The sequence below is a fragment of the Marinobacter sp. tcs-11 genome (assembly GCF_002049515.1).
GTDB classification, from domain to species: domain Bacteria; phylum Pseudomonadota; class Gammaproteobacteria; order Pseudomonadales; family Oleiphilaceae; genus Marinobacter; species Marinobacter nauticus.
Map to the genome: position 1 here is coordinate 67,278 of NZ_LLYU01000012.1, position 19,604 is coordinate 86,881.

The 19,604-nt window shown below is 58.4% G+C and carries 16 protein-coding genes; 3 read left to right on the plus strand and 13 right to left on the minus strand.

Features of this window, described 5'->3' with window-relative positions; genetic code table 11:
- Positions 1–195 precede the first annotated feature (195 nt).
- The gene (locus ARC85_RS13660; RefSeq protein ID WP_286715123.1) at positions 196–2,943 is read left to right on the plus strand and encodes a bifunctional acetate--CoA ligase family protein/GNAT family N-acetyltransferase; all 2,748 of its coding nucleotides are present in this window, start codon (positions 196–198) and stop codon (positions 2,941–2,943) included.
- A gap of 12 nt (positions 2,944–2,955) precedes the next feature.
- On the opposite strand, the gene rdgC is transcribed toward ARC85_RS13660, so the two are convergent.
- From rdgC to ARC85_RS13700, 8 genes are all read right to left on the minus strand, one after another.
- Entirely contained in the window at positions 2,956–3,882 is a 927-nt protein-coding gene (rdgC, locus tag ARC85_RS13665) for a recombination-associated protein RdgC (RefSeq protein WP_014421962.1), read from the minus strand.
- Between the two features lie 100 nt (positions 3,883–3,982).
- Positions 3,983–4,183: a DUF2788 domain-containing protein gene (locus tag ARC85_RS13670; RefSeq protein ID WP_011785959.1), complete on the minus strand. Its 201-nt coding sequence runs from the start codon at positions 4,181–4,183 to the stop codon at positions 3,983–3,985.
- A 60-nt stretch (positions 4,184–4,243) separates the two neighbouring features.
- Positions 4,244–5,014, minus strand: coding sequence for a peroxide stress protein YaaA (yaaA, locus tag ARC85_RS13675; protein WP_286715124.1), 771 nt, complete (start codon positions 5,012–5,014; stop codon positions 4,244–4,246).
- Positions 5,015–5,026: 12 nt separating this feature from the next.
- A complete protein-coding gene (locus ARC85_RS13680) occupies positions 5,027–5,260 on the minus strand; it encodes a glutaredoxin family protein (RefSeq protein WP_022992896.1) in 234 nt (77 codons plus the stop codon).
- Positions 5,260–6,012 carry a YciK family oxidoreductase gene (locus tag ARC85_RS13685; protein ID WP_286715126.1) on the minus strand — a complete coding sequence of 251 codons (753 nt, stop codon included), beginning with the start codon at positions 6,010–6,012 and terminating at the stop codon, positions 5,260–5,262. Before ARC85_RS13685 ends, ARC85_RS13680 begins: the two co-directional genes overlap by 1 nt.
- A 63-nt stretch (positions 6,013–6,075) precedes the next feature.
- On the minus strand, positions 6,076–6,741 hold the full coding sequence (gene gph, locus ARC85_RS13690) for a phosphoglycolate phosphatase (protein ID WP_194841933.1): 666 nt from the start codon (positions 6,739–6,741) through the stop codon (positions 6,076–6,078).
- Positions 6,731–7,447 (minus strand): bifunctional 2-polyprenyl-6-hydroxyphenol methylase/3-demethylubiquinol 3-O-methyltransferase UbiG, encoded by a 717-nt coding sequence (gene ubiG, locus ARC85_RS13695; protein ID WP_153741644.1) that lies wholly within the window; start codon positions 7,445–7,447, stop codon positions 6,731–6,733. Before ubiG ends, gph begins: the two co-directional genes overlap by 11 nt.
- Positions 7,448–7,468: 21 nt before the next feature.
- Positions 7,469–8,797 carry a TRZ/ATZ family hydrolase gene (locus ARC85_RS13700; RefSeq protein WP_022992899.1) on the minus strand — a complete coding sequence of 443 codons (1,329 nt, stop codon included), beginning with the start codon at positions 8,795–8,797 and terminating at the stop codon, positions 7,469–7,471.
- Positions 8,798–9,000: 203 nt separating this feature from the next.
- Here ARC85_RS13700 and mtnA point away from each other — a divergent pair, with 203 nt between their 5' ends.
- Positions 9,001–10,056 carry an S-methyl-5-thioribose-1-phosphate isomerase gene (gene mtnA / locus ARC85_RS13705; protein WP_011785952.1) on the plus strand — a complete coding sequence of 352 codons (1,056 nt, stop codon included), beginning with the start codon at positions 9,001–9,003 and terminating at the stop codon, positions 10,054–10,056.
- Here the strand turns inward: mtnA and ARC85_RS13710 are convergent.
- From ARC85_RS13710 to ARC85_RS13725, 4 genes are all read right to left on the minus strand, one after another.
- Complete coding sequence (locus tag ARC85_RS13710; RefSeq protein WP_011785951.1) at positions 10,049–10,831, minus strand: helix-turn-helix domain-containing protein; 783 nt, start codon at positions 10,829–10,831, stop codon at positions 10,049–10,051. The two genes, mtnA and ARC85_RS13710, sit on opposite strands and share 8 nt — an antisense overlap.
- A gap of 3 nt (positions 10,832–10,834) precedes the next feature.
- The gene (locus ARC85_RS13715) at positions 10,835–13,000 is read right to left on the minus strand and encodes a carboxy terminal-processing peptidase (protein ID WP_011785950.1); all 2,166 of its coding nucleotides are present in this window, start codon (positions 12,998–13,000) and stop codon (positions 10,835–10,837) included.
- Positions 13,001–13,243: 243 nt separating this feature from the next.
- Positions 13,244–15,394 (minus strand): 3-hydroxyacyl-CoA dehydrogenase NAD-binding domain-containing protein, encoded by a 2,151-nt coding sequence (locus ARC85_RS13720; RefSeq protein ID WP_153741643.1) that lies wholly within the window; start codon positions 15,392–15,394, stop codon positions 13,244–13,246.
- 28 nt (positions 15,395–15,422) lie between these two features.
- Positions 15,423–16,631 (minus strand): acetyl-CoA C-acetyltransferase, encoded by a 1,209-nt coding sequence (locus ARC85_RS13725; protein ID WP_011785948.1) that lies wholly within the window; start codon positions 16,629–16,631, stop codon positions 15,423–15,425.
- A gap of 186 nt (positions 16,632–16,817) precedes the next feature.
- Between ARC85_RS13725 and ARC85_RS13730 the strand changes: the two genes are divergently transcribed.
- Positions 16,818–17,081 (plus strand): late competence development ComFB family protein, encoded by a 264-nt coding sequence (locus ARC85_RS13730; protein WP_011785947.1) that lies wholly within the window; start codon positions 16,818–16,820, stop codon positions 17,079–17,081.
- A gap of 4 nt (positions 17,082–17,085) precedes the next feature.
- Here the strand turns inward: ARC85_RS13730 and ARC85_RS13735 are convergent, their stop codons facing one another.
- Positions 17,086–19,533 carry a DUF349 domain-containing protein gene (locus tag ARC85_RS13735; RefSeq protein ID WP_011785946.1) on the minus strand — a complete coding sequence of 816 codons (2,448 nt, stop codon included), beginning with the start codon at positions 19,531–19,533 and terminating at the stop codon, positions 17,086–17,088.
- Positions 19,534–19,604 lie beyond the last annotated feature (71 nt).

The following is a 19,604-nucleotide window of genomic DNA, read 5'->3' on the forward strand; positions in this document are numbered from 1 at the left end:
CCTGAACCTGAATATGCTTATTATCGCATTCATGTTATCAGGGATAACCGAAGCCTGTCGTATTTCTTTGGTCTAATAACTCGTTAGTCGATTTACATCATGAAATCGCCACCTAAGATAAGGTATACACTGATAAGCAAGCCGTTTTATTGAAGTTTGTACATTCCTGTCGCGCACACCACTGGGAGAGCCGCGTTGAGTACCCGCTATCTGGAAAGCCTGTTCAATCCTGAATCCATTGCTGTTATTGGCGCCTCGGAACGCGCTGACAACCTCGGGGGTATGGTGTTGCGGAACCTGCTGGGCGGCGGCTATCCGGGCCGGCTCGTGGTGGTCAACCAGAGCGACTACGAAAACGTGCACGGGGTGCCCTGTGTGCGCAAAGTCTCCAAACTGGATTTCAGTCCGGACCTGGCGATCATCTGTACCCCGCCGGACACGGTGCCGAAAATGATCCGCAAGCTGGGTGAATGCGGCGTGCGTACCGCCATTGTAATGACCGGGGGCATGTCCCGGACTCACAGTAAAACCGGCCAGCCATTGATGTATTCAGTGCGCGATGCCGCCCGGGAAACCGGCATCCGCGTGCTGGGCCCCAACACTATCGGTTTAATGGTGCCGGCGCGGCACCTGAACGCCACCTATGCCCATATGGGGGCCATTCCCGGCCGCGTTGCCTTCGTGGGGCAGTCCGGCACCATTGCCAGTTCGGTGCTGGACTGGGCTTTTGCCAGGGGGGTGGGCTTCTCTTACTTCCTGACCCTGGGCGATGGCATGGACATCGATCACGACGACCTGATCGACTATCTGGCCCAGGACACCCAGACCCGGGCGATTCTTCTGCACATTGAAAACATCCCCAATCCCAGGCGTTTCATGTCAGCGGTGCGGGTGGCCTCCCGAACCAAGCCTGTGATTGCGGTGAAATCCGGGCGGGTGCCCGAATCCGAGTGGTTTACCCATGCCTTGCCCGCTGGTATCAAACGCAGCGACCCGGTCTACGATGCCATGCTTCAACGCGCCGGTGTGTTGAGGGTGGACGGGCTTGGCCAGATGTTTGATGCCCTGGAAACCCTGACCCGGATGCGCCCGCTGCGTCGGGAATCCCTGGCCATCATGGCCAACGGCGTGGGCCCCGGCGTATTGGCGGTAGATCGGCTGGCGGATCTCGGCGGTGAACTGGCGGAGCTGTCGGAAGATACGGTCAGGGAACTGGGAGAACTGTTGCCGCCGTACTGGACCCGCAAGAACCCCATCGACCTGAACTATGACGCCACGCCCGAGCTCTATGGCAAGGCAATCAAGATTCTGGCGAAGGACCCTAATGTGGCTAACGTACTGGTGATGTACGCACCCACACTGATCGAAGACAGCCTGCAGATTGCCGATTCCGTGGTGCAGGCGTCCAAGGGCACCCGCCTGAACATCTTTACCTGCTGGTTGGGGCAGAGCACGGTGATGGATTCCCGGGAAGAGTTTTACCGGGCGGGGTTGCCATCGTTCTTTAACCCGGAAAAAGCGGTGATGGCGTTCATGCAGCATGTTCGGCATCAGCGTATTCAGCGGCTGCTGACCGAGACGCCCGAATCGTTTACAGACCACTTCGCCGACCGGGCCAACACCCGCAAACTGGTCGCCAGGGCCTTGCGGGATGGCCGGCGGCATCTGTCCAACCGGGAAGCCCGGCGGGTGATTTGCGACTACGGCATCAATACCATTGAAACCGTCTACTGTGATGACGTGGAAGAGGTGCTGGAGGTCTTCGCAGTCGAGCGCCGCCCCATTGATGTAACTGTTATCCACGAAGATGTGTGTTATCCCTTCCTGGATCTGAGCCCGACCCAGCGCCGCTATAAGGGCACGGTCAAAAAGCTCAACAGCGAACAGGTGATCATCGACAGCTGCCGCTTCCTGATGGACGAATATCGGGAGCATTTCCCCAAAAGCAGCTTCCTGGGTTTTGCCGTCCAACGTTCTTACCAGCATGTTGGCGGCATCGAGTTCAGTGTGGGGATCACTCGTGATGAGGTGTTCGGGCCGCTGGTGGTTTGCGGGGCAGCCGGTGCCCAGATCAATATCATGACCGATCGCCAGATTGCCTTGCCGCCCCTGAACATGGTTCTGGCCCGCGAGCTGCTGCGGCGCACTTACATGTACAAACTGCTGAAAGAACACAGCCTGAAGCCGGAAGAGGATATCCGGGCAGTGTCCGAAACCCTGGTGACGCTGTCACAGATTGTGATCGATATACCGGAGATCAAGGGCCTGGAAATCTCGCCGTTGTTGTTCAATGAGCAGGGCGCCGTTGCTGTAAACATCGCCATTGACCTGGATGAACATCCGATCAAGCCCATTATCCAGCCCTACCCGCGAGAGCTGGAGGAGTGGCTGGTATTGCCCAAATCCGGTCGCCGCGTGATTATTCGCCCGGTGCTGGCGGAGGATGAGCCTGCTCATCGGCTGTTTCACGAGCATCAGTCTCCGGAATCCATCCGTTACCGATTCTTTCAGTACCGCAAGCATTTTTCCCGGGAAGACGTGGCCCAGATGGTGCAAATCGACTATGACCGGGAAATGGTGTTCATCGCCAATGCGCCCCGTGAAGATGGTGAAGGCGAGGAGACCCTGGGTACGGTGCGTACCTGGACCGATGCCGACAATCTGCGTTGCGAGTTCGCCGTCATGGTAGATGACCGGATGAAAGGCGAAGGCCTGGGCGTGGCCCTTATGCAGAAGATGATTGATTATTGCCGTGCCCGGGGCACCATGGAAATGATCGGCAATGTTTTGCCGGACAACCGGCCGATGTTGCAGCTGGCCGAGCATCTGGGGTTCGAAATCAAATACAACCCGGAGGAAGAAGTGATGGATCTGCGGCTGGTATTGAACGAGCCGCAGAAAGACTGGCAGAAGGAACGGCTCGGCAAAGGGGGGCATCTGTAGCCCCCCGTTCCTTTACTCCTCGACGATGGCGGAGCGATCTTCTCCGCCCAGGGCTTCCAGCAGCCCGGGAATCAGCCGTGACAGCTCCAGAGTCATGATGGTGAAAGCTGCATCAAACTTGGCCAGGGCGTCGTCGACATCGACGTCGTCCAGTTGCTCTTGCAGGGTTTCACCGAATTTCAGCCGGCGTATGCCCAGCTCTTCGTCCAGTACGAACGAGACATTGTCGTCCCAGGTCAGGGCCAGCTTGGTCACCTGCATGCCAGCTTCCAGGTGGTTGCGGATCTCGTCGGCTCTGAGATCAAGGCCTTTACAGCGTACCACGCCGCCATCTTCTGACGGGTCTTTCAGTTCGCATTCGCTGCCCAGGGTAATGTTGGCAGGGTGATCAATGCTTTCGTTCAGCCAGCCGGTGAAGGTGAAGGCGGGGGATTGCTCAACCGCCGGCGGGCGCACAGGCAGTGATCCCAGGCTCTTGCGCAGGGTGGAGGCTAGATCTTCGGCCTGTTTCGCAGAGCCGGCATCAACCACCAGCACGCCGTCCTGAGGGGCCAGGTAAGCAAAGCATCGGCGGTTGCGTGAAAACGCCTGGGGCAGCATTTCCAGCATCACCTGTTCTTTCAGTTCGTCTTTTTCCTTCCGGCGCACCTTTCGGCCCTGCTCCAGCTCAATGGCTTCGGCACGCTCTTCCACAGCTTCCTTCACCACCGGCCCGGGCAGGATCTTCTCTTCTTTTCTCAGGGCAATCAGGTGATAACCGTTGGCGCTGTGCACCAGTTGGTCGCCATGCTTACCCAGGGGCGGAACCCAGCCCTGGCGATTGGTTTCCTGAGGACCACAGGGTTTGAATGCGTCTGCCTGGAGTTTCTCTTCCAGCGCTTCTGCGGAAATATCGAAAGGTTTGGTGAAACGGAAAACACGGGCATTACGAAACCACATGGGTCTGAATCCTTGCGTCAGGTCGGAGCTTGTCGAATCGAAAAAAGGGGAAGGGATGATACGGCTACCAGGCGGTAGCCGTAAAGTGACGGCAGGCCGGTCAGATCTGCATAACCTCCACCAGCACGGTTTTCACGATAAAGCCGACAACACCGGCGCCAAGCACGGTAAACAGCGCGATGGTGCCGAATTTGCCGGCCTGGGATTTCTTGGCCAGATCCCAAACAATGAAGCCCATCCAGGCAATAAGGCCGGTCAGAAACACCAGCATGGCGATCTGGGAAAATACTGCTTCGTTCATTGCTACTCCGATATCAACAGATGTCTGAAGGTGTTAAACACAGGTCGGAAAACCGCCTGACTACTGCTCGTCCCGCAGGAAAACCCAGTTGTTGTTATCGGATTGGTCTTCGCTGAAATAGTACCCCTCCAGGTTGAAGCCTTTGAGATCATCAGCCTGGGTGATTCGATTCTGGATGGCGTAACGGCACATCAGCCCACGGGCCTTCTTGGCGTAAAAGCTGATCATCTTGTACTGGCCGTTTTTCCAGTCCTTGAACTGGGGCGTAACCAGCCGGGCATCCAGGTGTTTCTTCTGCACGCTCTTGAAGTATTCATTGGAGGCCAGATTCACCAGTACCTTGTCGTCACTGGCCAGGAGCTGGTTCAGGGCATCGGTAATCTTGCTGCCCCAGAACGCGTAAAGGTCTTTGCCCCGGGTATTTTCAAACCGGGTGCCCATTTCCAGTCGGTAGGGCTGCATCAGGTCCAGCGGTTTCAGCAGTCCGTAGAGGCCGGAGAGAATCCGCAGGTGTTTCTGGGCAAAACTGAAATCCTCACTACTGAAACTCTCGGCATCCAGACCGGTATAGACGTCGCCCTTGAACGCCAGAACGGCCTGCCGGGCATTATCCGGCGTAAACGGTGTGTGCCAGGTCTGGAAGCGCTCGGCGTTCAGTTGCCCGAGTTTGTCGCTGATGCTCATCAGGTTGCTGACCTGATGCGGTTCCAGCTCCTTGAGCTGGTCAATCAGTTCACAGGCATCGTCCAGGAAATCCGGTTGGGTATGGGTTTCCGTTGCCAGGGGGCTCTCATAATCCAGAGTCTTGGCAGGGGAGATGATCATCAGCATGTCAGAGGATCCTCATTGCAGAAACGTGAGTAACTGGTCCCTGGTGAACGGCCAGTCCAGCTCCGCCCCGGTGTCGTTGCGGCGCAGCACCGGGATGCGGGTGCCGTAGCGCTCCACCAGGGCTTCGGACTGGGCGATGTCCACCACATCCACCGGAATGGGCTCGGGCATCGGGGTGCTGACCAGCAGCGCCTCTGCCAGTTCGCACAAATGGCACTGGGCTGTGGTGTAAAAAAGCAGTTCCATTATTTTTTCGGCTGCGCGTCAATTTGCTGGCCATGAACGCCTTTGCTGTCCCGGCCCATCAGATAGAGGTAAACGGGCATCAGCTGCTCCGGGTCCGGGTTTTTCTTCGGATCTTCCGCCGGGTAGGCCAGCACCCGCATGCCTGTGCGAGTCGCGCCCGGGTTAAGGCTGTTTACCCGGATATTGTGGCGCTCGTCGTCCAGTTCGTCGGCGAGTAACTGGGCCAGGCCCTCAACGGCAAACTTGGAGACGGCGTAGGCGCCCCAGTATGCCCGTGCCTGCCGGCCAACGCCGGAAGAGGTAAAGATCATGGAGGCGTCATCGGATTTGCGCAGCAGCGGAATCGTCGCCCGGCTCAGCAGGAATGGCGCTGTGGCATTCACGTGCATGACCTTGTTCCAGGTTTCCGGATCGTACAGCTCAACCGGGCTGCGAGCACCCAGAATTCCGGCATTGTGCAGGAGGCCATCCAGGCGACCGAAATTGTCTTCCAGGGTCATGGCCAGCTCTTCATAATCCTTGACCGCCGCCCCTTCAAAGTTCATAGGCACGATGGCAGGTTTGGGGTGGCCAGCGGCTTCAATCTCGTCGTAGACTTCCTCCAGCCGCGAGACCGTACGCCCAACCAGGATGACGGTGGCGCCATGGGCAGCATAGGCTTTGGCGGCAGCGCGTCCGATACCACTGCCGGCACCGGTTACCATGACAATGCGGTCTTTCAGAAGATCGGCGGGTGCCTGGTAATCTTGCATAACCTGTCTCCGTAAATCAGGCCGGACCGGGCCTTGGCCAGCCCGGTCGAAAATAATTGGGCGCTATTGTAACAGCTTTGTCAGGTCGCTGACGGTATCGGCGATGCGGTCGGCTTGCCACAGGTCAACGGTCTCCGGTTGCTCTATGTAGCCGTAACGCACCGCGATGGTGTGCATTCCAGCGTTCCGGCCCGCTTCAATGTCCCGTTCATGATCACCGACATAAACAGATTTTATCGGTTCCACCTGAATCTGACGGCAGGCCAGCAGCAGTGACTCCGGGTGCGGCTTGCGTTCAGCCACATGGTCCGGGCAAATCAGGGCGGCACAGCGTTGCGCCAGGCCCAGGGCTTCGATCAGGGGCACTGCGAAGCGTGCGGGCTTGTTGGTGACAATCCCCCAGGGAATGCCCCGGCTCTCAAGGCTGCTCAGCAACTCGTCCATGCCCGGGAACAGGCTGGTTTCAACGGCCACACCGGTTTCATAGAGATCGAGAAAGGCCGTGTGCTTTTCAGGATAACCCTCGTGTTCGGGCTCCAGCCCGAATCCCACCCGAATCATCGCCCGGGCGCCGTTGGAAACCGAGCGCCGGATCTGTTCTGCGGGCAGTGCCGGCACGCCGTGTTGCTGTCGGAGCTGGTTCAGGCAGCGGATGAAATCCGGGGCGGTGTCAATCAGGGTGCCGTCCAGGTCGAAGAGCACCGCCGCCGGTGTCTGCTCAGTCTTCACGGGTATCCCGGGCATGCATCAGGTAATTGACGTCTACATCCCGCCCAAGCTTGTACGCCTTGGTGATAGGGTTGTAGGTCATGCCGGTGAGCTCGCGGACTTCCAGCCCGGCATGGCGAAGATGGTCAGACATCTCCGATGGACGGATAAACTTCTTCCACTCATGGGTGCCCTTGGGCAATAAGTTCAGAACGTATTCGGCACCGACAATGGCAAAGAGGAACGACTTGGGGTTGCGATTGATGGTCGACACGAACAGGTGGCCGCCGGGTTTCAGCATACTGGCGCAGGCTCGAATAACCGATGCCGGGTCGGGTACATGTTCGAGCATTTCCAGACAGGTAACCACGTCATACTGGCCGGCATGTTCAGGATCCCGCGCCAGTTCCTCAATGGTGGTCTGGCGATAGTCCACCTTCACGCCGGACTCCAGGCCATGGAGCTTGGCCACCGACAATGGCGCCTCGCCCATGTCGATACCGGTAACATGGGCGCCCCGAAGTGCCATGCCTTCGGACAGCAGGCCGCCGCCGCAGCCAACGTCCAGAGCCCGTTTGCCGGCCAGCGAGACGCGCTCGTCGATGTAATTCAGTCGCAACGGGTTGATGTCGTGCAGGGGTTTGAATTCACTGGTCGGGTCCCACCAGCGGCTGGCGAGCGCCTCGAATTTGGCAATCTCGTTCTGGTCTACGTTCTGGTTGTTCATGTTCGGGGTTACTCCGGATAATCAGCTGAGAATCTGTTTGCGCCATTCGTTCACCCGCAGAACCAGATCTGGTACGTCGATGCGGGTTAGTCTGCCATCCTGTAATTGTGGTACGCCATGAATCCAGCTGTGGCTTACTGCCCGGCCGTGGTTGCTGTAAACCAGGTGCGAAGCGGGATCGTAGACAGGCTGCAGATAGGGGTCGCTCAAGTCGACGGCGATCAGATCTGCCAGTTTGCCCGCCACCAGGGAGCCGATGTCATGGTCCCGCCCCAGGGCTCGGGCACCACTGAGGGTCGCCATCTCCAGCGCTTTGTGAGCCGACAGGGCTGCCGCATCGTCCGCCACAGCCTTGGCTACCATTGCGGCGGTTTTCAGCTCGCCAAACAGATCCAGATCGTTGTTGCTGGCGGCCCCATCGGTCCCGATGGTGACATTGATATCGTGATCCAGCAGTTTCTGTACCGGACAGAACCCGCTCGCCAGTTTCAGGTTGGACTCCGGGCAATGGACAACATGGGCGCCGGTCATTTTCAGATGAGCCAGGTCGGATTCGTCGATCTGGGTCATGTGTACACACTGCGTATTGGCTCCGAGAACACCCAGGTCTGCCATACGCGCCAGCGGTCGCTGCCCGCTGGCTTTTACCGCTTCCGCTACTTCAAAGGCGGTTTCGTGCAAATGCAGTTGAATGGCAGCACCGGTTTGCTGCGCTAATTCCACGGCGGCACCCAGAGGACCGTCGGAAACGGTGTAAGGGGCGTGGGGCCCAATGGCAGGCATGATGTAGTCATCCCGCTGCCATTGTTCAATAAGGTCCGCACCTTTGCGCAGGTATTCTTCTGGCCCTGAACCCCATACCGTTGGCATATCCATCAGAGGAAAGCAGATCTGTGCACGCATGCCGGTGTCGTGGGCAGCCTGGGCAGTCACTTCCGGGAAGAAGTACATATCCGAAAACGTAGTGGTGCCGGTGCGGAGCATCTCCGCCATGGCCAGGCGCGTGCCGTCTGCCACGAACTGCTCGCTGACAAACTTGCCCTCTGCAGGCCAGATATGATCATTCAGCCAGGTCATCAATGGCAGGTCGTCAGCCAGGCCCCGGAACAGGGACATGGCGGTGTGGCCGTGCAGGTTGATCAGCCCGGGCAGGACAACATGCTGGTTCAGGTCGAGGGTTTCCCGTGTGCGATAACTCTGGTCTGCCTCAGCCTGCGGCACGATCGCCAGAATTCGGCTGCCTTGAAGGATCACGGCCTGGTGTTCAAGGACAACCCCGAAGGGTTCGACGGGAATCAGCCAGCGGGCGTTGATTCGGGTATCGGCTGCGGTGATGGTTTCTGCCGTCATTAACCTGCCTTGCGGGTTCGGGGCACCGGAGGCGCCTTGAAATTCAATGGGCAAGTATAACCAGCGCGGTCAGGCAGAACTACCCCGGTGGCGGCCGCTGCGCTGCGATTTTCCAGACATTCATCAAGCCTCTTCAAATCAGGGCAGTCAATCTGGTTTGATAGGGCTATACTCGCTGTTTTTCTTTGGTTCGGGAGTTGTTTATGGCAGGTCGATCTTCCAATCGTTCCATCGGGACGGTGGCAATGCGCTGGCACGGAGACAGGCTTGAATTGCTGGATCAACGCCTGCTCCCGGCGGAGGAGCACTGGATTGTTGCGGATGGCGCGTCGGCGGTGGCCCAGTGCATAACGGATATGGTGGTGCGCGGGGCACCAGCCATTGGCATCAGTGCTGCCTACGGGGTGGCCCTGGCAGCCCGCCACGCAGGCGGAGGCGATTGGCAGGCCGAGATCAAACAGGCTATTCGAGTGTTGGCGAAATCCCGGCCTACGGCGGTGAACCTGTTCTGGGCGCTGGAGCGCATGGAAAAGGTGTTCCACGCCTGCCATTCTCTGGACGAAGCCACTGATCGGCTGGCGGCAGAGGCTGTTCGTCTGCATGAGGATGACCTGGCGGCCAACCTGGCCATGGCGGATTATGCGCTGGAGGTGATGAATCCCGACAAGCCTATCGCAGTGCTGACTCACTGTAACACCGGTGCACTTGCCACCGGAGGATACGGTACCGCGTTGGGGGTGATTCGCCGTTTGCACGAGGAAAAACTGTTGAAGCGGGTCTATGCCGACGAAACCCGGCCCTGGCTTCAGGGCAGCCGATTAACCGCCTGGGAGCTGACCCGTGACCATATTCCCGTTACGCTCAATGCCGATGGCGCGGCAGCGGCCATAATGGCTTCCGGCAAGGTTAAATGGATTGTGGTGGGCGCCGACCGGATAACCGCCAACGGTGATGTGGCGAACAAGATTGGTACCTATAACCTGGCGGTTCTGGCGCGGCATCACAAGATCGGGTTTATGGTGGTGGCTCCCTCCAGTACTGTCGATATGTCGCTGGAGTCCGGCAAGGATATTCCGATCGAAGAGCGGGAGGGCACCGAGGTTCGTGAAATCCGCGGGATTCCCCTGGCGCCCGCCGGCGTTCAGGTCTTCAATCCGGTGTTCGACGTGACACCGGCCAGCCTGATTGATGCCATCGTGACCGAGAAGGGCGCAGTGCGTAACCCCAACATTACCGGAATGCGCGCGCTGTTTACCTGATATTCCGTTTTGCCCCGGAGCTGGTTGCCGGCTTGTCCGGCGCTGGCCCGGCGGTCTTCATGCCAGCTTTCAGTTCTGCCACTTCCTTTTCCTGCTGTTCTATAAAATGCAGTGACATTTCAAAGCTCTGGCGGGTGAATTCCAGCACTCTGCGGAAGCCTTCATCCGACAGGTTTCTGGCATCGTCGTGCCGGCGGAAGATGTTAATGAATTCCCGTTCCCGCTCGAACTGGAGCGGAATCCGGCCTATGCCCCAATCGTTGAGTATCTGCCACACCTCGGGGTTATAGTTACGGGTGGTGCGCATGATAAACGGGATCGGATCGTTGCGGGCCACCAGGGCGGCGAGTCTCAGAATCAGCTCGAAGGAGAGGGTGGAGGTGCCATTTTCAATGGCTTCCAGCAAAGACTTGTCTTTGAGGTTCAGGGCTTCACTCATTTCCGAGAGCGTGAGGCCCGCAACTTCCCGTATGTCTTTCAGCGATTGGCCGGCTGTCAGCATGGCCCGCAACTGATCCTGAGAATTAATCAGGGCCCGACCGACCCGCAGGGAGGTGTCGGTTGCCCGGGCGCCCAGACGAAGTGCCGAACCCGTCAACCCGGCTATACGTTCCAGCATACCGTCTGGGGTTTTATCTTTCGGGCCAGAGGATTCCAAGCCCTCAGCTTCGTCCATGGAATACATGGCGTGCAGGGCGTCCAGTAGCATGTCCCTGAACACCCGGGCACGCTGTTGGGTACTCTGACCGCTTTCCCCGGACGGCTGCCCAGCCATGATTTATGGTGCCTCAGTCTTGGCCGCAAACTGGGTGGGCATCAGAATGGACGCCATACGTTGATCCAGCTCCAGCAAGTCGGCCATGATGTGTCCGCCTTCCTGGATGACGAAATCCAGTTCTTCGTCAGTGTTGTCCAGATCTGCCGCCTGTTGATCCTGCCAGTCTTCCAGAGCTTCCAGGTCTTCAAACGGTTCTTCGCCTTTCAGTTCCCTGCGGGCATTGGCGATGGTCAGGCGGGTCTGCTCGATCTGGTTGTGCTGGTTCTTGCGCTCGTCCACGTTAAGGCTGACGTAATCCATCTGTCGCTGGCGATTAAGGAACTCGATTTCCTTCTGCAGCAGCTTGAACTCCGGGTTGGTGGCGAACCGCTCTTCGTGGCGATTCCGCAGTTCGTCAATCACGCCGGTAAAGTCGAAATAGCGGGCATGGGGAACGGCCTCAATCTGGTCCCACGGCAGGGCGTGGTCCAGAGCGTCCTCACCAATTCGGGTTTTATCGATGCGCGACGGGATTTCGATGTCTGGAATCACCCCTTTGTGCTGGGTGGAACCGCCGGAAACCCGGTAAAACTTGGACTGGGTGATTTTCAATTGACCGTGGTTCAGTGGCCGAACGGCCTGAACCGTGCCTTTGCCGAAGGTTTGGGAGCCAACCACCAGGCCTCGACCATAATCCTGGATAGCGCCGGCGAAAATTTCAGAGGCGGAGGCACTCATCCGGTTGACCAGCACCACCAGAGGGCCGTCGTAGACCACGGACGGATCCTCGTCTTCCAGTACCTGAACATCGTTGTTGGCGTTACGGATCTGGACCGTGGGGCCTTCGTCGATAAACAGGCCAACCAGGTCGTTGGCTTCGTGCAGTGCGCCACCGCCGTTATTACGAAGATCCATGACCACGCCATCCACGCCGCTGGCCTTGAGTTCCTCAATCAGTTTACGCACGTCGCGGGTGGTGCTTTTGTAGTTGGGATCGCCAGCCTGCATGGCCTGGAAATCGGCGTAAAAGGTGGGGATGTTGATGACACCGATACGATAGGTCTCGCCGTTTCGATCCAGTTCAATCACGTCTTTGCTGGCGCTTTGTTCCTCCAGCTTCACCTCATCCCGCTTGATGGCGATGGTTCGCGTGATGGTCTCGTCACTGGCGTTGGCCGGGATCACTTCCAATGTCACGGTGGAATTGCGAGGGCCGCGGATCAGGTCCACCACCTCGTCCAGGCGCCAGCCGATCACGTTCACTGGCTTTTCATCGCCCTGGGCAACAGAGACGATGCGGTCGGCAGGCTGCAGCTGACCCTGCTTGGAGGCCGGGCCACCGGGTACCAGACGCACTACCTTGGTGTACTCGTTATCGGATTGCAGTACCGCGCCGATGCCCTCCAGCGAGAGGCTCATGTTGATATTGAAGTTCTCGGAGGTACGGGGCGAAAAGTAAGAGGTGTGAGGGTCCCACATACCGGTAAAGGCATTCATGTAAGCCTGGAATGCATCTTCGCTGCGGGCCTGGTAAGCGCGTTTGAGCTGGCCTTCATAGCGGCGGCGCAGCGTCTCTTCGATCGCGTCATCGTCTGCGCCGTTCAGTCTCTGGGCCAGAACCGCGTTTTTAATACGCTTCGTCCAGAGCTCGTCCAGAGCGGCCTGGTTTGCCTCCCAGGGCGCCTCGGAACGGTCGACGCGAATCCTGTCATCGGCAGTGAAGTCGAGTTGCTCAATACCGTTGTCGATGAGCCCCAGGGCGAACTTCAGGCGTTCGATAACCCGCTGTTGAACCAGGTTGTAAATATCAAAGCCCGGCTGGAGTTGGCCGGTTTTGAGCGCTGACCCCAGGTGTTTCTTGACCCGGGAAAGGGCGTCAATGTCTTCCTGGGTCAGGTAGATTCTCTGGCTGTCCAGGTAATTCAGGTAGGCATCGAAAACATCGCCGGACAGTTCGTCGCTGATGCCGAGATTGCGGAAATGAGTGAACTGCAGCTGCCGGGCAATCAGAATATTGGCGCGGGCCTGGTCAATAGTGGGCGCAACCGGCTCATACCTGGCGGAGTCATCAATCTTTGCGTAGGCGCCGGAGACAAGGAGGCCCAGGGCCAGAGCCGTGACCGCGCCTGCTTTCCGGGTGAGGGAAGTCAGGGAAGGGCGCTGCATGGAGTTTTCCGCAATGGTCATAAATGCATACCTGAAGCTGCTGGGAATCGCCACCAATGAAATTGGGGTGAATACCCGTGACTGTTCAATTTATTGTAGGCAACCGCTACACCTGTTGCCATAGGCCAGGGGTATAGCTTCGTGACAATATGTCCATATACGTTTCAGCCTGAGGCTAACTATGGGGGCGTGTGACCGGAAGTAAACTGTCGGGAGTGTGAGGGTAGAGGTGGCCGGAGGGTTTGGGCCCTCCGGCCGGCAGGGTCAGCTAAAGGTTTCGTTGCGTTCGGCTTTCTGAAGCAACAGCGATGGCGGCGTGAATCGCTCACCGTACTGGTCTGCCAGCTGCTGCGCCCGCTCCGCAAAGGCCCGAACGCCATACTGGTTGACGAACTGGATGGCACCGCCGGTCCAGGGCGCGTAGCCAATACCGAAGATGCTGCCAATGTTGGCGTCTTCCACGGTTCTCAGCACACCCTCCTCAAGACAGCGGATGGTCTCGATGGCCTGCATGAACAGGATGCGATCTTTCAGATCCTGCAGCTTCACACGGCGTGCCTTGTCCTGGTCCACGAACAGGTTCTCCAGTTCCGGCCACAGGTATTTTTTGCCCTTCTCCGGATACTCGTAGAAACCGGCACCGGCGGCTTTGCCCTTGCGTCCGTGAGTATCCACCATGGCATCGATGACGGCTTCGGCCGGATGCGGCTGCCAGGTACCGCCGGCGGCTTCCGTGTCTTTCTTGCTTTGGGCGCGGATGTGCTGCATCAGGGTCATGCTGACTTCGTCGGAGATGGCCAGCGGCCCGACCGGCATGCCGGCCAGCAGTCCGGCATTCTCGATGCTTGAGGGGTGAATGCCCTCGGCCAGCATGCTGATACCTTCGTTCACGAAGGTGCCAAATACCCGAGAGGTAAAGAAGCCGCGGCTGTCGTTCACCACAATGGGAATCTTGCCTATCTGCTGCACGTAATCGAACGCCCGGGCCAGGGTGTCATCGGAGGTTTTCTCGCCGACGATGATTTCCACCAGTTGCATCTTGTCCACCGGGGAGAAGAAGTGCAGGCCGATAAAGTTGTCCGGCTTGGCCGAGGCCTGGGCCAACTGGGTGATGGGGATGGTTGAGGTGTTGGAGGCAAAGATGCCGTTAGCGACCATTTTCGGCTCGGATTCCCGGGTAACCTTTGCCTTCAGATCGCTGTCTTCAAAGACTGCCTCGATGATCAGGTCGCAACCTTCCAGGTCGTCGGCAGAGGCGGTGGCGTTGATGCGGGCCAACACTTCGTCTTTCTGGGCTTCGGTCATGCGGCCGCGACTGACTTTCTTCGCCAGGAGATTTTCGGAATAGCGTTTGCCTTTCTCGGCGTTTTCAACCGAGACATCCTTCAGCACCACCTCAATGCCGCGGCTGGCAGTGGAGTAGGCGATACCGGCGCCCATCATGCCTGCACCCAGTACCCCGACTTTCTTGAAGCTTTCCTTTTCTACGCCATCCGGGCGACTGCCGCCGGCCTTGATGGCGTTGAGCTGGAACCAGAAGGTGCCCGTCATGTTCTTGGCCACCTGGCCGGTGGCCAGCTCGGCAAAGTAACGGGTTTCAATCAGGCTGCCATTGTCGAAATCCACCTGGGCGCCTTCCACCGCTGCTGCCAGAATCCGTTCCGGTGCCGGATAGCAGCCTTTGGTCTTCTGTTTGAGCATGGCCGGTGCAATAGCCAGTTTCTGGGCCATGGCCGGATGATGCGGAGCTCCGCCGGGGAAGCGGGAGCCTTTCTGATCCCAGGGTTGCTGGCACTTGGGATTGGCTTCGATGAAGGCCCGGGCCTTGGCGATCATGTCTTCCGGTGAGCTGGCCAGCTCATCCACGATACCGGCCTTCAGAGCGGCTTTTGGATTTACCTTCTTACCCTCCATCAGGAACGGGAAGGCGGCTTCCAGGCCAATCATCCGGGGCAGTCGCTGGGTGCCGCCACCGCCGGGCAGCAGGCCCAGGGTGACTTCCGGCAAGCCCAGTTGGGTCCGGTCATCATCAATGGCAACGCGATGATGGCAGGCCAGGGCGAGTTCCAGGCCACCACCCAGAGCGGTGCCGTTGATGGCAGCCACCACAGGTTTGCCACAGGTTTCCAGCGTACGCATATCGGCCTTCAGGCCGTTGACCATGTCTTCAAACTCTTTGGCCTGTTCGCGGGTCACTGTGTACAGCTCATTCAGGTCGCCGCCGGCAAAGAAGCTTTTCTTGGCGGAGGCAATGATAATGCCTTTGACATTATCCAGGTCGCTTTTGACCTTGTTGACGGTTTCGGTTAGTGCAGTTCGAAACTCGCCGTTCATGGTGTTCGCAGACTGGCCCGGCATGTCGATGGTCAGGGTCAGAATCTGGTCTGAACCCAGGTCGTATTGGATGGCACTCATGGTCGGTTCCTTTTTTTGAAAGTGGTGTTCAGACGCGCTCGATGATGGTGGCAATGCCCATGCCACCGCCCACACACAAGGTGGCCAGGCCGTAGCGCAGTTCACGGCGTTCCAGTTCATCCAGCAGGGTGCCGAGGATGATGGCGCCAGTAGCACCCAGCGGGTGGCCCATGGCGATGGCGCCGCCGTTTACATTCACTTTCTCGTCCGGAACGGACAGTTCTTTCTGGAAGCGCATCACCACCGAGGCGAAGGCTTCGTTCACTTCAAACAGGTCGATCTGGTCCACCGTCATACCGGCTTTCTCCAGTGCCTTGCGGGCAGCCGGGGCAGGGCCGGTGAGCATAATGGTGGGGTCTGTGCTGGTAACCGCAGTGGCAACGATGCGGGCGCGTGGCTTCAGGCCGAGTTCCTTGCCCTTGGCTTCGCTGCCAATCAGCATGGCGGTGGCACCGTCGACAATGCCGGAAGAGTTGCCGGCGTGGTGCACGTGGTTGATCTTCTCCACGTAGTGGTATTTTTCCCGGGCGACGCCGTCAAAGCCCATCTCGCCCATCATCTGGAACGAGGGCTTGAGGCCTGCCAGGGATTCGACGGTCGTGTTGCCGCGCACGTGCTCGTCCCGGTCCAGGATGACAACGCCGTTCTGGTCGGTAACTGGCACGATGGATTTGGCGAAGTACCCCTTTTCCCAGGCATTGGCGGCTTTTTGCTGGGATTTCACCGCAAAGCCGTCGACATCTTCACGACTGAAGCCTTCCAGGGTCGCGATCAGGTCTGCGCCAATGCCCTGGGGCATGAAGCCGGTGTGCAGGTTGGTTTCCGGATCGGTGGCCCAGGCGCCTCCATCGGAACCCATGGGTACGCGAGACATCGCCTCGACACCACCGGCAACCACCATGTCTTCCCACCCGGAGCGCACTTTCATGGCGGCCAGGTTCACGGCTTCCAGGCCGGAGGCGCAGAAGCGGTTCAGGGTTACTCCGGCGACTTTCTCATCCCAGTCAGCGGCCAGTGCCGCCGTCTTGGCGATATCCGCGCCCTGGTCACCCACGGCGGTGACGCAGCCCATGACGACATCATCTACCTGAGAAGTGTCGAGCCGGTTACGCTCTTCCAGAGCCTTGAGCACGGTAGTGAGCAGCGTGATCGGCTTAACGCTGTGCAGTGAGCCATCTTTCTTGCCGCGGCCGCGGGGGGTGCGAACGGCATCGAAAATGTACGCCTCGGTGGTCATATCTGTTCCTCTGATTGTTATCCGGGCTTGATTTCAAAGAGTGATAACCATAGCGGTTCAGTGTAGCCCCCGGTAATGACAGCCGCTGCCAATCCCATTGGCAAAATTGCTCAGGGACAATGACACAAACGCTTGTGACTTCTATCTTGAATAAGGATTGATCCTATAAAGCAGGCAGGTGTAACCATGTCTCTGAGAGATGCTATCGATAATTTCTACGAAAGGCTGGTGCTGGATGCGATCGATGCAACCCGGGAGGAGTCGGACACAGCGGATTATCTGACCGACGTGATGTGTGTGGCTCTGAATCGTTTGCCGGGCAGGTACTATCGGCACACCATCGATATGATGTTCTACCTTGCCGACGAGGAATTAAAGGAAATGAAGGAAAAATCCCTGGCTGCGGTCAGGCAAGCCAGGGATTTTGTACGACAGCACCAGAGAGAATGATGCTTTAGTGCTGCAGGCGGCTTTCCAAAGCCTGAACCAGTCGACCAGCGTGTTCTGCGCTCTGTTCGTTCATCTCCGGGTGCAGGCACCAGAGTGCGATCAGCCTTTCCAGTTCCTGCTCAGGTGAGGTTTGATCGCCACCACCCAGACCTTCGGCCAGACGCTGAACCTGGATTTCCATACGCCGTCCCTGGTCTGAGTCCGGAGTCTCCTGGCCGGCAACGATCTCCGCCCTGATCACCAGGTCTCTACCTGTAAGAGAGGTCGCGCCGTTAACCAGATTCTGCCAGTTTGAAGGAACCTGTTCCGGGGCAAGGGCGCCACTCACACGCTCTTTGATCAGTGTCTTCCAGTTATCGAGTCTGGCTTTCAGCTTTTTGCGCTGCCCCAGCTCTGTCAGATGCTGACGAAGGTCTTGTACTTCGCCCCTAACCGGTCGTGAGAGCGGCATATCGGCTAACGGCTTGAGCTCGGTCTTGGCTTCATTGATCAACGCTTCGTCAGCCTCTGTTCCGAGATCGCGGTACTTGGCAACCACTGCGCGAGCGTCGGCGTCAGCCTTCTCAGTCGCTTGTTGCTGTGCAGACCGCTGGGCATCGCGTCGCTCGAAGATCTGGTCGCAGGCTTGGCGGAACGCCTGCCAGAGCTTGCGATCTTCGCGGTGCCGGGTGATGCCGATACGCTTCCATTCCGATTGCAGGGCTTTGGCCTGATCCATGGCCTCCTGAAGAGGTTCATGGTCAATCAACGCCTGAGCCCGCTCGACAATCGCCTGTTTGGCGGCCTCGTTCTTCTGTCGCTCCTCGTCCAGGGGCCGCTCCAGGTTCTTCAGCAGGTCGTCAAACCGCTTCTGTACCTGCCGGTTATCCCGGAAGTCTACCGGCCAGGCCGCTTTCCATTCCTGACGGGCGGTCTGATGAATCCGTTCGGCACCTTTCCAGTCAATACTGGTCCAGTCTGCCTGCGCGAGGAATCGTTCGAGTTCCTCGCAGATGGCTTCCCGTTTGTGCAGGTTGGCCTGTTTGAGATCGGCTTTTGCCTCGAAGTAGGCTTTGCAGGGCTCATAGGCCTGATCGGACGCTGCTTTGAAACGATTCCAGAGGGTTCGGTCGGACGAGCCACCAAGTTCTCGCCATTCGTTCTGCAGTTCTTTTATTCGCTCTGCCTTGGCCTCCGGCTCCATCGGTTGTTCCGCCAGATATTCCATCTGTTCGCACAGAGAGACCTGTTTGGGCTCGGTGGCGAATCCCTGCCAATCGCTCAGTTCCCGGAACTGGCCGGCAAGTAACTGCATCTTCGCCTGGACGTTCTTGCGGTGACGATCATCAAGCGCCTGAAACTGGTTCTGGGCTGTTTTCAGGAGCTGGCGGGATTCCCGGAACTGCTTTGCTTCCAGCGCGGCTTCCAGTTTGGGCAGGGTGGTATTAAGGGCGGCCACGTTTGCCTGCTGCTGTTCCCGGGTTCCGTCTGACGCAGGCTGTGTGCGTGGCTTACCGGCCAGGGCCCGCAGATCGGCCAGGGCCTGGGGTAGCGGGAATTCCTGAGGCCAGGCCACTTCCTGCAACAGGGCTTTTGCGGCAGCCTGAGCGCTGTCGGTGTCGTTGCTTTCCAGTTCGCTGATTTGCGGCCGCGCCAGGTTCAGGCGCCGCACCGCGCCAAGATAGTTGCGTAGGGCCAGCATGGCTTGCTCGTATTGCTTCTGCTCCTGTTTTTCCACCTGGGTGTCCCGCGTGGCTTCCAGCCATCGGTTTTCCTGGGTTTTCTGCAACGCATCGAGGGCAGATTCCGAGGGAAGTCCAGAGGGCACTGCGGCTTTAAGCTGGTTCAGGGTTTGCTGCAGCAGTTCCAGTGTTTCCTGCCGTTGCTGCTTCTGATCGAGGTGCCGCTGCTCTTCCTGGCGCGTCTCATCCAGTTGCTTCTGGCGTTCACGAATCTGGTGGACCGCTTGCAGGAATTGCTGGGTCTGCTCTGCGCTGGCCTTGTTTTCAACGCTCTGCCAGTGGTCCTGGAGGGCGTTCAACCGGGCTTCGTAGAGTTTGGTGTCTTCGCTTCGGGCCTGGTCCTGTGCCTGGCCAACCAGCTCGGTGATTCGATGCTGGGTGGCCGCTTCGCTGGCTTGCTGTTCCTTCAGAATCTGAAGTGACTGTTTGACAGTCTGGTAAACACTTTTATCGCGGCCTTTTGCCTGTTTCAGCACCGCCTGCAGGTGTTCTTCCTGGTTAAGCTGACTCGCCGCCTGCAGTCGAATGGCGGAAGTCACACCTTCTATGGCCAGCGCTGCGAGTGCCGATGGTTCAGGGCTGGCGCCAAGCTGGCGTTCCTGCTGCTGGCGTAACTGCTGTCGGTTGTCTTCTTCGGTTGGCTGGTTGCTTTGTGGTTTTTCGGATGCCTTCTGGCTTTCGAGTGAGACGGTTTTGCGGTTCTTGAACAATTTCTGAATGAATGCAGCCATAAACGGTATCCTTGGGATTGCAACCAGTTTGCGGTGGCGGCAGAGTATCTCCGCCTTCCGGCCCGATCAGG

Coding starts and splice junctions, on each gene's coding strand:
- ARC85_RS13700 (WP_022992899.1), bottom strand. CDS start 8,797: ATGACGGCAGAAACCATCACCGCAGCCGATACCCGAATCAACGCCCGC.
- ARC85_RS13680 (WP_022992896.1), bottom strand. CDS start 5,260: ATGGAACTGCTTTTTTACACCACAGCCCAGTGCCATTTGTGCGAACTG.
- ARC85_RS13725 (WP_011785948.1), bottom strand. CDS start 16,631: ATGACCACCGAGGCGTACATTTTCGATGCCGTTCGCACCCCCCGCGGC.
- ARC85_RS13735 (WP_011785946.1), bottom strand. CDS start 19,533: ATGGCTGCATTCATTCAGAAATTGTTCAAGAACCGCAAAACCGTCTCA.
- ARC85_RS13685 (WP_286715126.1), bottom strand. CDS start 6,012: ATGCAAGATTACCAGGCACCCGCCGATCTTCTGAAAGACCGCATTGTC.
- ARC85_RS13710 (WP_011785951.1), bottom strand. CDS start 10,831: ATGGCTGGGCAGCCGTCCGGGGAAAGCGGTCAGAGTACCCAACAGCGT.
- ubiG (WP_153741644.1), bottom strand. CDS start 7,447: ATGAACAACCAGAACGTAGACCAGAACGAGATTGCCAAATTCGAGGCG.
- yaaA (WP_286715124.1), bottom strand. CDS start 5,014: ATGCTGATGATCATCTCCCCTGCCAAGACTCTGGATTATGAGAGCCCC.
- ARC85_RS13715 (WP_011785950.1), bottom strand. CDS start 13,000: ATGACCATTGCGGAAAACTCCATGCAGCGCCCTTCCCTGACTTCCCTC.
- ARC85_RS13720 (WP_153741643.1), bottom strand. CDS start 15,394: ATGAGTGCCATCCAATACGACCTGGGTTCAGACCAGATTCTGACCCTG.
- ARC85_RS13670 (WP_011785959.1), bottom strand. CDS start 4,183: ATGAACGAAGCAGTATTTTCCCAGATCGCCATGCTGGTGTTTCTGACC.
- ARC85_RS13730 (WP_011785947.1), top strand. CDS start 16,818: ATGTCTCTGAGAGATGCTATCGATAATTTCTACGAAAGGCTGGTGCTG.
- mtnA (WP_011785952.1), top strand. CDS start 9,001: ATGGCAGGTCGATCTTCCAATCGTTCCATCGGGACGGTGGCAATGCGC.
- rdgC (WP_014421962.1), bottom strand. CDS start 3,882: ATGTGGTTTCGTAATGCCCGTGTTTTCCGTTTCACCAAACCTTTCGAT.